Origin of the sequence: Prochlorococcus sp. MIT 0604 (genome assembly GCF_000757845.1) — a bacterium.
Taxonomy (GTDB): domain Bacteria; phylum Cyanobacteriota; class Cyanobacteriia; order PCC-6307; family Cyanobiaceae; genus Prochlorococcus_A.
In genome coordinates, this window is the sequence record NZ_CP007753.1 from 618,950 (window position 1) to 631,284 (window position 12,335).

Here is a 12,335-nt window from a genome sequence, read left to right on the forward strand (position 1 = left end):
ACTGCATTAGAAATGGCAGTATTTTTCAAAAAAAACAGGACTTCAACATTATTGTTGACATTTTTTTAAGATCTATTCAATTTCATTATTTGAAAAAGAAGTTTTTTAAAAACCGACCTATAACATGAGTCTTATTTGATAATCTGAAAAGTTTATCAGAAGATTTTTCTTGATATTTTTAGAAAAAAATATCATTATTGTTGATGTAGAAAAATAAATTTATGGATCCAATCAGCCAAACAAATTTAACTGATAAGAAACACGTAGAGTGCTCTTCGAATAAAGTCTCATTAGAAACAGAGCTTTCAGAAACTCTTTATAACACTATGAAAGATTTCGTATTAAGTAACCCGACTTGGGATCAATATAAGCTTATAAATTCAGCATTAGCTACTTTTCTCGTTCAAAACGGTTGTACAGATAATTCTGTCTCAGAAATTTATTTAAATCAATTATTTAAACCCTCTAAGTCTTTTTAATATTTAAACAGGCTCTTCTACTCAAGGCCATCATTGTAAGTGTGGGGCTTTGCCAAGATGATGTGGGCCAGCATGCTCCATCTAGTACCAGTACATTCTTGCATCTCCACAATCTATTAAATTTATCAACTACGCTATTTTCTTCATTTAACCCCATTGGTGCTCCCCCTACCTCATGAATATAATATCCAGGAGGAGGAGGACTACTTGAAAGTGCTATCAAATTTTTTGTAAATAAACTCCCTAATGGAATATTCATTAGTTCATCAATATTTTTTATTTTTCCATTTGCAGCTTTGACTGATTTTTGTATTGTTTTTTCCATATGTTTTGCCATATTTAACTCATTCTCGCTCCATGCGAATTCAATGTAGGGAATTGGTATTCCCCATTCATCTGTTTTTCTTGAGAGAGAAACTGAGTTTTTCTCTCTAGGAAGAACTTCACCATGTGCGATAAGAAAGCCAATGGATTTGTTTGCGTCTTTTTGTAAGAATTTAGGTATACCTAATCTATCAATTGCCCCCCAGATTCCATAACCTCTATGGAAATTTATGTCGTCAATTTCTGGTAAATTTGAACCAAAAGGAATAAAGAAGCTGCCTGCTCCAGAAAGATCGGAAGGATTATCTAGTGATTTATCTGAGTTTTTTGCTTTTGGGACTGAAAAAAATCTACAGATAGATATGTGATCCATTAGGTATTTACCTAATTTCCCAGAATTATCTTTAAACCCTAAGGAATTTGATTTGTATTCTGAGTTCAGTAATATTCTCAGTGTTGAAATTGTTGATGCGCAAAGAAGAATTAAATCACAATCCAATACTTCTTTGTGTCCATTTTCTAGGTTTACAATCGTTAGTTTTGAGGCAAGCTCTGTTATCTTGTTAATCTCAAAAGACTCCACTAGGTAATTAGAGATTATTTGTACATTTCCAGTATCTAATGCTTTTTTTAAAGAGCTTCCTACGCTAGAGGACTTGGGCCAATTTTTTTCTTTTACAGATGAATTACGGTCAAATCCTCTTGATTGGATAAATGGATAGTTTAATTTTGATTTAACTTTGCTGCCAAAAACATTTTCGTTTTCTGTAAGAGGAATTTCACCAATATATTTACCGTTTGGGACCTCCTTGATATCATCTTTTCGTCCATAAATTCCGCAGAAATTTTCAATAAAATCGTAGTGCGGGGAAATTTCTTCGTATGAAATAGGCCAGTTTGGGCCGAATCCGTCTTTTTTAGCAGGATGAAAGTCTTCTGAGGCAAGTCTTAATGTTATGCCTCCCCAAGTTAATGATCTTCCCCCATATTGTTTACCTTGTGTCCAAAGAAATGGCTTTTTTTTTGGGAAGTCATAAGGATGCTTCAATTCATCTGAATATAAGTCAGGATTATTTTTCCAGTAACCAGGATGTTTGCACTGATTGGCATGCTTTTTTGTTATCACCCCTGATAATCTTTTTAATGTACTTTTGGGCTCATGATTACTAGCTTCATGCCTTTTAACTTGAGGCCCTGCTTCTATTACTAAAACTTTGATCCCTTGTTCTGCTAATGTAAGTGCTGCTATTCCTCCTGTAGCTCCAGAACCAACAACAATTGCATCATAAGGACTTATATCCAAAACCTATTTCGTGATTTGCTATTTCAATAAATATAGCATTCAGTAAATAATTAATTTTTAGATTTCAGCTTAAGAAGTTAGAATTTATTAAAATACTACTCAAACAAATGAGATTTATAATTTTAACTTTTTTAATAGTTGTTTTAACCCTCCCTTCAAGAAGCTTCGCTGCGTTAGATTATGGTAAGCAATCTTTGGTAGGGGCTGATTTTTCTGGATCTGATTTAAAAGGAGCAACTTTCTATTTGACTGATTTACAAGACGCAAATTTGTCAGGTTGTGAGCTCCAAAATGCGACTCTTTATGGAGCAAAATTGAAAGATACTAATTTAAGTAACTCCAACTTAAGAGAAGTAACTTTAGACTCGGCTGTTTTAGATGGAACAGATTTATCAAATACTAACTTGGAGGATTCTTTTGCTTATAGTACCCAGTTTGAAAATGTAAAAATACAAGGTGCAGACTTCACAAATGTTTTTTTGCCAAAAGATATTATTAGGAAATTTTGTGAAAGTGCTACTGGAACTAATCCAATTACAAATAGAGAAACAAGAGAAACTTTAGAGTGCGATTACATTTAAATTTATGCACATACAAGTTCTTTTTTAATCTTTCTTTGTTTATAAAGTGATCTTCCAACAGGCCAACCTAAAATAGATAAATGTTTCATTAAAGAACCTGAGTATTTGAAATAAAAATTGTCTGAATATTTGATGCCAAGTTCTTTTAAAGTGGTTATTAGTAAACATAGATCTTTCTTTTTGCCTTTTTTCATATCCAATAATATCAATGCGTCACTTGATAATTTTTTTTCTAGTAACTTATCATTTTCAGCAAAACCAACTTTAAGTGAATTTAATGCATCAGAATAAAGAGTATAAATTATTCCATCTTCAGAATTATCCATAGAAGTATCTACATTAAATCTTGATGATATTAATGTTTTGTATCCTTTAATGATTTTTCTGTTATTCATAATTATTTGATTTCATCCTGAGCTAATTCGTATTTCTCCAATAGATTGTTTACTTCTGCTAATGCAATCCTCTTTTGACAGGCCGAGTCATATCTATTCACTGCTATTGAAGGTATTGAACCTTTGCTTTTCATTTCCCTTATACCAGTTTCTAAACATTGAAAAGCAACACTTGATAGATCTCTTCCTTCTGCTGCGGCCCATACTTTCAAAAGATAAGTAAGATTTGATGGTACTGAGATCTGTACTTTGTTTGAATTTGAAGTATTTAATGCAATATCATCGAGACTAATTTCTTTAGAGGAAATAGTTTCTTTAACCTTTTTCTTCAAAAATTTTACTTGGCTTATAGCGTCCTCTTTATTCTTTATTTTTTGTTCTATTTCAAACAACTCTTCTTCGGAATTAATTAAAGCTTCTAATGCCCATTTAGCATCATCTTTCGCAACTGCGGTTCTATCGAGCCATTCATCTCTTATTTTTGACCAATTACTAGGCATAAGCTTTATAAGATAATTCTATGATATATAAATCTATATAGATTGTCTATGAATTCTAAATAGATTAAATATAGATTGTTTAAAGTTTTAATTCTATTTTTAATAATTCCTCGTCTTAGAAATAATCTTTTACAAAAATTGAAACTGCAGAATCCATCCAATGTGATTTTAGAGGTATTTTTTCGCTAATTGAAAACGATATATTTGATAATTAAATCTTATGAAATTTTAATTATTTGTTTATTTAATTAAAAACTTTTGAGCCTTTAATCTCTTTCAATAAGTTCAATTTTATAACCATCAGGATCCTCAACAAAAGCCAAGACAGTAGTACTGTTTTTCATTGTTTTAGGTTTGGTCGTTATTTTACAACCATTTTTTTCTAATCTTTGGCAAATTAGATGAATATCTTTTACTCCAATAGCTATATGACCATATTTATCTCCAAGCTCATAGTCTTCAGACTTTTTGTCCCAGTTATAAGTTAATTCAATTACTGAGTTTTCTTTTTCTGATCCATAACCAACAAATGCCAAAGTGAATTTTCCATGAGGGTAATCCTTTTTTCGTAATAAATTCATTCCTAATCTATTGACGTAGAAATCAATGGATTTATCTAAATCTCCAACCCTCAACATTGTATGTAGGATACGCATTTTGAATTATGAACCTGAATCAATTATCTAATATTTAATAACCATCTGCCAAAGTTGATTTTTTCGAAAGTAGTCTTTTTATTAAGTTCAAAAAATTAGGTTAAAATATGAATACGAAATTTCAATAACATATTGAATCAAATATTCCAAAGACTCTCATCAGTATTTTTATATACTTTGCCATTAAAGGCATCAATACCTTTTGGATATTATTTGTTCTATAAATATTCATTTTTAAAAATACTATTATTACTAACTTTTCCGATAGCAATAATTGAAAAATCTTTGCCTTTTGGTAGTTTTTTATTATTTATAATTCTGTTTGCTGGATTAGTAAGAAATCCAAATGTCCCCTATTTCGTTAGATATAACGCATGCCAAGCATTACTTATCGATATTGCTTTGATAATAATTTCATATCTCTTGAGAATATTTCCCATAGTTGAATTAGGCTCAATAATTTTTATATTTATACTATGTATTTTTATTTATTCGATTTCTCAATGTATTTATGGAGTTGAACCTGAAATTCCCTTAATTAGTAAATCTGTAAGAATGCAAATTTAAAAAGATTTTTAGATTTACTGACTTTCTTTAGCACTCATTCAGAATAGATTCCCATCTTTGTTGACTTGCCTTTATCGCTTGCATTGGCGGATTAGCCCCCTCTATTTCAAAGGCTTTAATTAATGATTTATTAGCTAATAGACCTAATCTCGCTGCCTCTCTTTGCCTAGAGCATACTTTTTTTCTTGATCCCTCTTTTAGACTGCTTTCGATTTCTTTAAGAATCTGGCTAGCTTCATTCGATTTAGAATAAAAATCATTCATATAAACATCAAGTGCCGTATCAGCAAAGATTTCAACTGGAGAAAATATTGTGACTAAGCACACTATAAAACTTATAAATACAAATATTTTCATAAGAATCTTAAGTAAATTTTTTCTCCGATCTCTTTAATACTAAATAAAAGATAAGAACACTAATTGTTCCAGATGGGCCTATTAAAACATGCCAAAATTGATCGCCACTAATTGAGAGCCTTGTGCCAAAGAAAGTCGTGAAAATAATACCAAATATTGGGTAAAGAATAAATAGCCAATCTTTAAAAACTCTTTGCCAATTTATAATTAGAAGGATACTTATTATTACTTGAAAAAGGAGAGAAATAGTTTTATCAAAAGAAAAATATGAGATTATTGAACATAAAGAAATACAAATATTAGCTTTTTGAATAAATTTATTTTTAATAACTGATATAGATAAACATGTTAGACCTAAAGATAGGAAAGAATAAAATAACCAATTCAATAAAGAGGAGTGATCTACATAAATCCAAGATGTTTGGGTATGATCTATCATTTCAGAAATCGATGCCAATCCTAAAAAAATAAAACCGAAAGGTATCAATTTGTTCTTGCTTATATGTTTGAATTTATTAATCGATCTAATACCTAATAATATTGGGATGATTGCCGCTTGAAAGTGGGCAAATAATAAAATTGAAAAAAACAAAATAAATTCTCAAATTTAATTCACCCTAATTTAAAAAAAACAGTTTAGGGTCACCTTAGTAGAGAAATGTACCATTGCCCGATTACTATAATCAATATTGTGAGAACAAAAGGGAAAGCAGGATATCGTGTTTGAAAATTAGCAGGTGGCCAAGGAGACCATGATATTAATCTTCCTTGCGGTTCATTTGAAATAACTTTTTTTTTTGATTTTTTGGATATTAAATTATCTGTGGCAAATCCTTTATTCATAATTTAAATAAAATTTATCCTAACAAAAACGTTTCAGAAAGGTGTTTTTATTATTAGGTTCTCTTTATTTGAACGGAGGGGGTGTCCATAGAGTCCATTCAGAATGAATAGTCCTGAACTGATTTGAATTAATAATACGCCAGAAAAGTCATATTGTCCCAAACACATCCCAAACACAAATGGATTATTTACAGTTAGCAAACCCTAAAAATAAAAAGATGAGATTCGACCAAAAGGTAGACAGGGACTGAAGTTTGTGCTATAATATTACTATCAAAAGGGATAAGCAGTTAGAGTAATCGAAAGCATCTTTTGAATGTAATAAGTTCATAGTTTTGAACTTTTTTATAGCAAATATCAGTCAACTTAACCCATAGAAAAAAAATGAAAGACTTAAGGTCTCCAATACCTTTGGATAGGTATTTCTTGACTATTAGTGAGACATGTAATGTGTTCTCTACGTCAAGATCAACACTTACTCGCATGGAAAAGAATGGTCTTTTCCCAAAAAGAGTAAAAATCACACCTAAAAAGGTCGGATATAAAACATACGAATTAAGAAAACACTATCAGGAAAACTACTAATGAAATTAATTGAAAATTTTGCAGAATTATTGCACTCAGATCAACTCCCAGATGATTTTGGAGATTGGTTTATTTTTGAAAAAGGAGATGAAAAATATTTTACGATTCCAGAAAAAAATCCCCGTCTTAATCGTTACTTGGTAAATTCTGAATTTTGGAAACTTCTAATGTGGGGAGTGAGAAGGGATTTTTGGAATAAAAAAGGAAAAAAACAATTTGAAAATAGAAAGAAAATTCTTGACCAAATTAAAGTCTTTCCATATTTCACATCTCTCAGATCTCTTCATGGATATATCCAAGAAAGAAAAGAAACGTTGGGATATACAACTAAAAGAATTAACGATTGGAAGAAAGAGATCAAGAAAGGTATGAGTCCTGAAGAAATAACTTCTTATCAAATTCAGAATCATTCAGGAATAGATCTTGATACTAACTACCGCAAGTACGTTGAACCAGTTCTGGAGGAAGTCAAATGAAAGTTACTAATGAAGAATCTCTTCAAATGTATAGAGGTGAGACTTGTGCATTAAAAGAAATCATTTGGTCTTATGAGCAGTTACTTCGATTAATTAATGAATTTTATGCTTACCAAATGGATAGAAGAACAAAAAGAACAAAATCTCATCTTGAGCAGATTCAATATTTTGAAGCACTTATCCCAAAACTGAAGGAATCACTTTCAGAAAAAACAGATCCAGAATATTTCTTGAGGTATCACAAATGACTTCATACAACCAAAAAATTGGAAATTACGCAAAACAAATGGTTGAGACATTAACTGATGAAGATTGCGAATATTTACTTGTTCATAACCAAAGAACAAGACACTTAGGAAACGTCATATGGGATGTATGCAGTAACAGAATCTTGAGGAAAACTAATGACTAAAAACAAAAAATTAGAAGATCAACTTAAAAGGAACAAATTTCAATTCGAAAGAGGAAAAATGTTTCTTAAAAATCAAAGATACTTAGTAAGGGTTGAAACTGAGGGATTCCAATGGGGTACTGATAATTTAATGGTTGAGGAATCTGTCGAAATAATATCTATGAATTTGGATGAATTAATTAAAAATCTTGGATTTTTACATAAACCTTATAAGACTTATCCTGTCGGATTAACTGAAAAAGAGTATGAGGAATTGCCTTATGAAAAGTACGAATGGGGGATTCATAAGTCAGTAGTAATACTTCAACAAACTGAGGATGAATACTAATGCTCTCTATTACCAAAATTAAAAGGACAAAATCTAAAACTCACAAGAAAGTAATACCAGTTCAGGAGCGAACTGGTTTATATCTAATCGTTGAACCTCAACCCAAAAACTGCAAAAGGTTTGAAGGAAGGATGCGTTATCCAAGAGGAAGAAAAGGCAAAACTCAATATATTTCTTTGGGTGTCTTTGATGAAAAGAAAAACGATCCAAAACAAGTTCTCAATAAATGGGAAGAAATCAAAGAATGGTCGATTAAGAATGATTTGACTCCACAATTATTCTTTGAAAATAAAGGACTTGATAGAACGTCTAAGAATATTTCTCTTAAAGAATTAATTGATTTATTCAGCAAACATTACCAAAAAACTATTGTTGAAAGAACATGGATTTCAAGAAGAAATCGTTTAAAACAAATTCTTGATTACTTTGGACATGATCTACCAATTAAGAACTTTGAAATGCAAAACGGAGGACGAACTCTTGTTCTGGATATGCAAAGACATTGGGAAGCAACTGGTCGATACGATCAGGCAGGGAGACTCAGAACATTGTTGAAGCAACTATTCAACTTTGCAATGGATCAAGCATTAATGCCTGAAGGACAAAACCCTGCGACAAGAAAACCAATGACTGAAGGAGTTGGACATATCCCAAAAAGTAATCCAACTATTGATTGGAATGAGGTTCCAGAATTTCTAAATTTATTGCATGAGAATAAAAGTAATACTTCTATTCTTGTTCAATTAGCAACTCAAATGCACTTGATGATCGGAGTCAGATCAAGTGCTGTAGTTCGTATGGAGTGGAATTGGATTGATGAAGAAAATCAACTAATTAGGATCCCTGCTTCGACTGAAGGTTTGAAAAGAAAACTCAAATTTAGGAATGATAAAAACTATGACCATCTAATTCCAATTACTCCTGAAATTAATCAAATTCTTGAAATTTTAAGAGTAATTAATGGTTATCAAAAATATGTTTTTAAATCTCCTGAAGGAAAAAACTTTATACATTTATCTCCTGAATCAATTAATTCCCACATCCAAAAATTACTTGGACAAGGAAGATTAACTGCTCATGGTTGGAGGGATGTCTTAGTGACCGCAGGGCAAGAAGTAGGAAGGTTTCCGAGGGATATTATCCTTCGACAAATAGGTCATACAGAACACAAGCAAGGTAGTTCTGGAGCATACGACAATACAGTCTTTCTCCCTGAGAGAAGAGACTTTATGAAGTGGTGGACAAAATCTTTAGTCGATCAAGGATTAAAGATTGGAGGTGTTAATTAACAAAAAAAAAGAACCATCTTTTTAAGGATGGTTCTTTAATCATCTACAAAATAAAAGTTGAAAAAAGAGTCAATTCATATCTCCGTGATTATTTAGAAGGGAAAAGAAAAAGACCAGTTGGAAAACAATAAAAAAACTGATCTTTTATTTTGTAGCAATGGGTAATCAATCAATCCCACTATTATTTATTCGACCTACTGAAGAGAATTTTCCTGGAGAAATTTTTTTCTCTCATCCGTAACACTTTGTAGGTTAGGTTCCCTTAGACTTTTTGTTTTAACATCTTGGTCTTCACGAGAGAGACAAAATAGTTGTTGAGTGCTGAGGTTACAAAGTCCTCTTTGGTGGTTTCGTAAGGTAGTTGTTTGATTGCTTTTTCAATCCTTTGTTCTAACCTGTTTTGAATCCTGATACTCATCTTCCCTAAACTCCTTATAGTATTTTTTGATAATTAGTTCCTTCAAATATTCTTCTGGTTTTTGATTATCTTCTTCAGAAAGTCTTCTCAACATCCAATCTATTTGAGGTATTAATCCATAATTTTTCATCAATATCCGCCTTGCATCCTTCCCAATGTGAATCTTAATTTCTCATCCCAAAGTTTCATTTCAGGAGTAGGACTTCCTGTAGACCACTCAGAAGTAACCCAACGAAATCTTGGTTGAGCATCAGGTGGTTCATCAAACAAGACTGGTATTTTGACTAATTGATGAGTCCTGAATCTTGGCGGTTGAGGGTCGTTCTTCTTCTTCTTTTCATATTCGTAATAGACGTTCTTCATCAATGGGTTGTAATTGATTAAGTCTTGATATGTTCTTCCGTAGGTCATGAGTTTAAAAGAATAGATTGTGTATTTCGCTAAATTCCTGTTGAGCAGTTTTAAGCACTAATGCTTTATGGAGTTGACTGTATCCCAACCTATATTTCTCCATTAATTTGGTTTCCATTTTCTGGATATGTTTTTCTTGTTTGTTATATGAAACCTGTCTTGATTTCTTCAATGGAACTGGATCAAAACCACCTTCGGTGGTTTGAACTGCGTTCTTTCTCTTGGATAGTAATTGTTGCATTATTGTATGGAATTAAATGTAAGGGAGATCGGTTACTTTCTTTCTGACTGATATTTTTCGATAGTTAACACGCTTTATATACATCACGTACTTATATTTATTTGGGTATTTAAAACCTTTTTTCCCTTAAGTTTTCTCTTTAAGTTGTCCTTAAGGACGATTAAGTAACCTAAAGGACTTAATTAAGACCTAAAACACTTGATTCAAACGCCACAAGGACATTTATACGATTTTTATCCTAAAACTGTATAATTGTTAAGAAAAGTTACTAAAGGTATGACTATAACTGGGATTTGGACACTTTTACTGTGAATTTCCTACAAATAAGTATTGAAGTCTGAATATAAACAATAATCTAAGCAGATCTTAGATGGCGACTGAATAAAGACTATTTTAAGGGGTATCAATACAAGGGAGGATTATTTCAGGCACCTCTGAGGCGATTCTGAGTGGACTAAATCAGTCAAAAACCTTGTATTACAACTATTTTTGCCTAACTGATTGAAAATAGACTTTTTCTGCGGGATACCTTGCTTTCACAAGTTCTTCTAAATGTCTTCTATCGGTAGTATCACTCTCAACTTCTACTACGTGAGATCTCTTTTGAAAATCTACATATCTGACTTTTGCAATAACTCTCATTTGTTTAATACCTCTACTTGTTCTGATTGTACAAGAAGAGCATCTCTATCAGCAATAATTCTTCTAATGGTTGCAAGTCCTAATCCAGTTTGTTCTCTTATTCCTCTATAACTTTCTCCTTCATCTCTTAATCGGTAAACTAATTTTTCTTTTTTCGCACTTGTTTTTGGTCTACCGCCAAGAGAAAGGTTATTTTCTCTTCGATAATTAACAGACATTTGAACACGTTCAGAAATTTGTTCTCTTTCTACTTGGTTTAATCCAGTTAATAAACCAATAAGAACAGGTGCAAACTTTCCAAGTGCTTCTAAATTAACTAATCCATCAAGCGTGATTACATTTATCCCTTCTGCTTGTAAGTCATTTAATCTTTGGATTACTTCAGTTTGAGTTCTCCCTAATCTACTGAGAGTGCAAAGTTTAAGAGTATCTCCTTTTCTTAGTGATGAAAGACACTTCATTAGTTCTGGTCTTTCTTTCTCTGTCTTCCTTGTGCTGATTGTTTCAGAAAATATTTGATCGCATCCACTTTCTTTTAACTTTTCTACTTGTGGGTCTAATATCTGTGTTCCTGTTCCAGAACTGATTCTTGCATACCCAATCACTTTGTTCATTTGTTTCAGTTACCAATACTGTTACTGAAATTATAACATAAGAACAACCGAACACCCTTATTGAAACATTAAATTAAACAAAAATTACCAATTTGGGGTAGTTTTTGCGTGGGTTAATTATGTTTCGCAAACCTTAAGGTTGTTGAAACACATATTTTAAGCAACTTCAGGACACCAACCTTCACGAAGTTCTCTTCTTTTTACCCAGTATTTGCATCCTTTTATTAGATGATCTCCTTGAGGTATTAATTTCTGATGGACAGGGCAAGTTAATAGAGTCACGCATTGAACAGTACAGGCATAACGAAAGTGATCGCAACACATACAAATCTTTGTTCTTTTCTTTCTTAATTGATCTGGTTCCCAATCATTGAGATACCCCCATTCCTCTTCGTCAATCATGAATAGTAATACAAGTGTACTATTAATGATAGTTCATTATGTTCCCAATAAAGTATCTAATCTTATTCTTAAATCACATTTAACGGATACTGTTTATTAATTAACGATTGCTATTTGATATTTAAGGATTGTTGTTTATTAATTAGTGATTGTTATTTGATATTTAAGAATTGCGTCCCAAACACACGTCCCAAACACATCTATATTTCGTCCCAAACACATCCCAAACACATTTCTAAAAATATGTGATTAAATTTGAACTGATATGAATTACGTTTTCTGCTGAATTAATGTAGGAATCCTTCTATATCTGCACTATGAGGAAGTTTTGGTTCAGGAGCATTTCATCTGAACCAATCTGATTAGTTTTAGGTACGGAGGGGGTGGGATTCGAACCCACGGTACCCTTGCAGATACGCTAGTTTTCAAGACTAGAGCCTTAAACCACTCGACCACCCCTCCAAATGGAGTATTCAGTTTTGAACACTTTTACAGTATAGCAAAGGGAAGTG

22 protein-coding genes and 1 tRNA gene are annotated in these 12,335 nt (G+C 31.9%); 9 read left to right on the forward strand and 14 right to left on the reverse strand.

The window, feature by feature from the left end; all coding sequences use genetic code 11:
• The first annotated feature begins 221 nt into the window (after positions 1-221).
• Positions 222-479 (forward strand): DUF2811 domain-containing protein, encoded by a 258-nt coding sequence (locus tag EW14_RS03380; RefSeq protein ID WP_042850097.1) that lies wholly within the window; start codon positions 222-224, stop codon positions 477-479.
• On the opposite strand, the gene EW14_RS03385 is transcribed toward EW14_RS03380, so the two are convergent.
• The gene (locus tag EW14_RS03385; protein ID WP_042850098.1) at positions 466-2,106 is read right to left on the reverse strand and encodes a GMC oxidoreductase; all 1,641 of its coding nucleotides are present in this window, start codon (positions 2,104-2,106) and stop codon (positions 466-468) included. The two genes, EW14_RS03380 and EW14_RS03385, sit on opposite strands and share 14 nt — an antisense overlap.
• A gap of 107 nt (positions 2,107-2,213) precedes the next feature.
• Here EW14_RS03385 and EW14_RS03390 point away from each other — a divergent pair, with 107 nt between their 5' ends.
• Complete coding sequence (locus EW14_RS03390; RefSeq protein ID WP_025952595.1) at positions 2,214-2,687, forward strand: pentapeptide repeat-containing protein; 474 nt, start codon at positions 2,214-2,216, stop codon at positions 2,685-2,687.
• 2 nt (positions 2,688-2,689) lie between these two features.
• Here EW14_RS03390 and EW14_RS03395 read toward each other — a convergent pair whose 3' ends face one another.
• The 3 genes from EW14_RS03395 to gloA all read right to left on the reverse strand — a co-directional run bounded on the left by EW14_RS03395 (position 2,690) and on the right by gloA (position 4,238).
• A complete protein-coding gene (locus EW14_RS03395) occupies positions 2,690-3,082 on the reverse strand; it encodes a hypothetical protein (RefSeq protein WP_042850100.1) in 393 nt (130 codons plus the stop codon).
• Positions 3,083-3,084: 2 nt separating this feature from the next.
• Positions 3,085-3,582 (reverse strand): VHS domain-containing protein, encoded by a 498-nt coding sequence (locus EW14_RS03400; protein ID WP_025894286.1) that lies wholly within the window; start codon positions 3,580-3,582, stop codon positions 3,085-3,087.
• 266 nt (positions 3,583-3,848) lie between these two features.
• The gene (gene gloA, locus EW14_RS03405) at positions 3,849-4,238 is read right to left on the reverse strand and encodes a lactoylglutathione lyase (protein ID WP_042850102.1); all 390 of its coding nucleotides are present in this window, start codon (positions 4,236-4,238) and stop codon (positions 3,849-3,851) included.
• Between the two features lie 132 nt (positions 4,239-4,370).
• Here gloA and EW14_RS03410 point away from each other — a divergent pair, with 132 nt between their 5' ends.
• Positions 4,371-4,805: a Tic20 family protein gene (locus EW14_RS03410; RefSeq protein ID WP_042850104.1), complete on the forward strand. Its 435-nt coding sequence runs from the start codon at positions 4,371-4,373 to the stop codon at positions 4,803-4,805.
• Positions 4,806-4,832: 27 nt separating this feature from the next.
• Here EW14_RS03410 and EW14_RS03415 read toward each other — a convergent pair whose 3' ends face one another.
• The 3 genes from EW14_RS03415 to EW14_RS03425 are packed head-to-tail and all read right to left on the reverse strand — an operon-like array spanning position 4,833 to position 6,005.
• On the reverse strand, positions 4,833-5,162 hold the full coding sequence (locus EW14_RS03415; protein ID WP_042850105.1) for a hypothetical protein: 330 nt from the start codon (positions 5,160-5,162) through the stop codon (positions 4,833-4,835).
• Positions 5,163-5,169: 7 nt separating this feature from the next.
• On the reverse strand, positions 5,170-5,754 hold the full coding sequence (locus tag EW14_RS03420) for a hypothetical protein (RefSeq protein WP_042850106.1): 585 nt from the start codon (positions 5,752-5,754) through the stop codon (positions 5,170-5,172).
• 50 nt (positions 5,755-5,804) lie between these two features.
• Positions 5,805-6,005 (reverse strand): hypothetical protein, encoded by a 201-nt coding sequence (locus EW14_RS03425; protein ID WP_042850107.1) that lies wholly within the window; start codon positions 6,003-6,005, stop codon positions 5,805-5,807.
• Between the two features lie 384 nt (positions 6,006-6,389).
• Between EW14_RS03425 and EW14_RS09825 the strand changes: the two genes are divergently transcribed.
• The 6 genes from EW14_RS09825 to EW14_RS03445 are packed head-to-tail and all read left to right on the forward strand — an operon-like array spanning position 6,390 to position 9,095.
• A complete protein-coding gene (locus EW14_RS09825) occupies positions 6,390-6,590 on the forward strand; it encodes an AlpA family transcriptional regulator (protein WP_081925732.1) in 201 nt (66 codons plus the stop codon).
• The gene (locus EW14_RS03430) at positions 6,590-7,066 is read left to right on the forward strand and encodes a hypothetical protein (protein WP_042850108.1); all 477 of its coding nucleotides are present in this window, start codon (positions 6,590-6,592) and stop codon (positions 7,064-7,066) included. Before EW14_RS09825 ends, EW14_RS03430 begins: the two co-directional genes overlap by 1 nt.
• Positions 7,063-7,314, forward strand: coding sequence for a hypothetical protein (locus EW14_RS03435; RefSeq protein WP_042850109.1), 252 nt, complete (start codon positions 7,063-7,065; stop codon positions 7,312-7,314). Before EW14_RS03430 ends, EW14_RS03435 begins: the two co-directional genes overlap by 4 nt.
• Positions 7,311-7,478, forward strand: coding sequence for a hypothetical protein (locus EW14_RS10015; protein ID WP_156095653.1), 168 nt, complete (start codon positions 7,311-7,313; stop codon positions 7,476-7,478). Before EW14_RS03435 ends, EW14_RS10015 begins: the two co-directional genes overlap by 4 nt.
• A complete protein-coding gene (locus EW14_RS03440; RefSeq protein WP_042850110.1) occupies positions 7,471-7,806 on the forward strand; it encodes a hypothetical protein in 336 nt (111 codons plus the stop codon). The genes EW14_RS10015 and EW14_RS03440 overlap by 8 nt, the downstream gene beginning before the upstream one ends.
• A complete protein-coding gene (locus tag EW14_RS03445; RefSeq protein WP_042850111.1) occupies positions 7,806-9,095 on the forward strand; it encodes a hypothetical protein in 1,290 nt (429 codons plus the stop codon). The genes EW14_RS03440 and EW14_RS03445 overlap by 1 nt, the downstream gene beginning before the upstream one ends.
• A gap of 377 nt (positions 9,096-9,472) precedes the next feature.
• Here the strand turns inward: EW14_RS03445 and EW14_RS10020 are convergent, their stop codons facing one another.
• From EW14_RS10020 to EW14_RS03470, 7 genes are all read right to left on the reverse strand, one after another.
• Positions 9,473-9,643, reverse strand: coding sequence for a hypothetical protein (locus tag EW14_RS10020; RefSeq protein ID WP_156095654.1), 171 nt, complete (start codon positions 9,641-9,643; stop codon positions 9,473-9,475).
• Positions 9,643-9,924 (reverse strand): hypothetical protein, encoded by a 282-nt coding sequence (locus tag EW14_RS03450; RefSeq protein ID WP_156095655.1) that lies wholly within the window; start codon positions 9,922-9,924, stop codon positions 9,643-9,645. The genes EW14_RS10020 and EW14_RS03450 overlap by 1 nt, the downstream gene beginning before the upstream one ends.
• 4 nt (positions 9,925-9,928) lie before the next feature.
• Entirely contained in the window at positions 9,929-10,165 is a 237-nt protein-coding gene (locus tag EW14_RS03455) for a hypothetical protein (protein ID WP_042850114.1), read from the reverse strand.
• Positions 10,166-10,648: 483 nt separating this feature from the next.
• Positions 10,649-10,807 (reverse strand): hypothetical protein, encoded by a 159-nt coding sequence (locus EW14_RS10205; protein ID WP_197049607.1) that lies wholly within the window; start codon positions 10,805-10,807, stop codon positions 10,649-10,651.
• Entirely contained in the window at positions 10,804-11,421 is a 618-nt protein-coding gene (locus tag EW14_RS03460) for a recombinase family protein (protein WP_042850115.1), read from the reverse strand. Before EW14_RS03460 ends, EW14_RS10205 begins: the two co-directional genes overlap by 4 nt.
• A gap of 156 nt (positions 11,422-11,577) precedes the next feature.
• Positions 11,578-11,823 carry a hypothetical protein gene (locus tag EW14_RS03465; RefSeq protein ID WP_042850116.1) on the reverse strand — a complete coding sequence of 82 codons (246 nt, stop codon included), beginning with the start codon at positions 11,821-11,823 and terminating at the stop codon, positions 11,578-11,580.
• 375 nt (positions 11,824-12,198) lie between these two features.
• A tRNA-Ser gene (locus EW14_RS03470) sits at positions 12,199-12,285 on the reverse strand.
• Positions 12,286-12,335 lie beyond the last annotated feature (50 nt).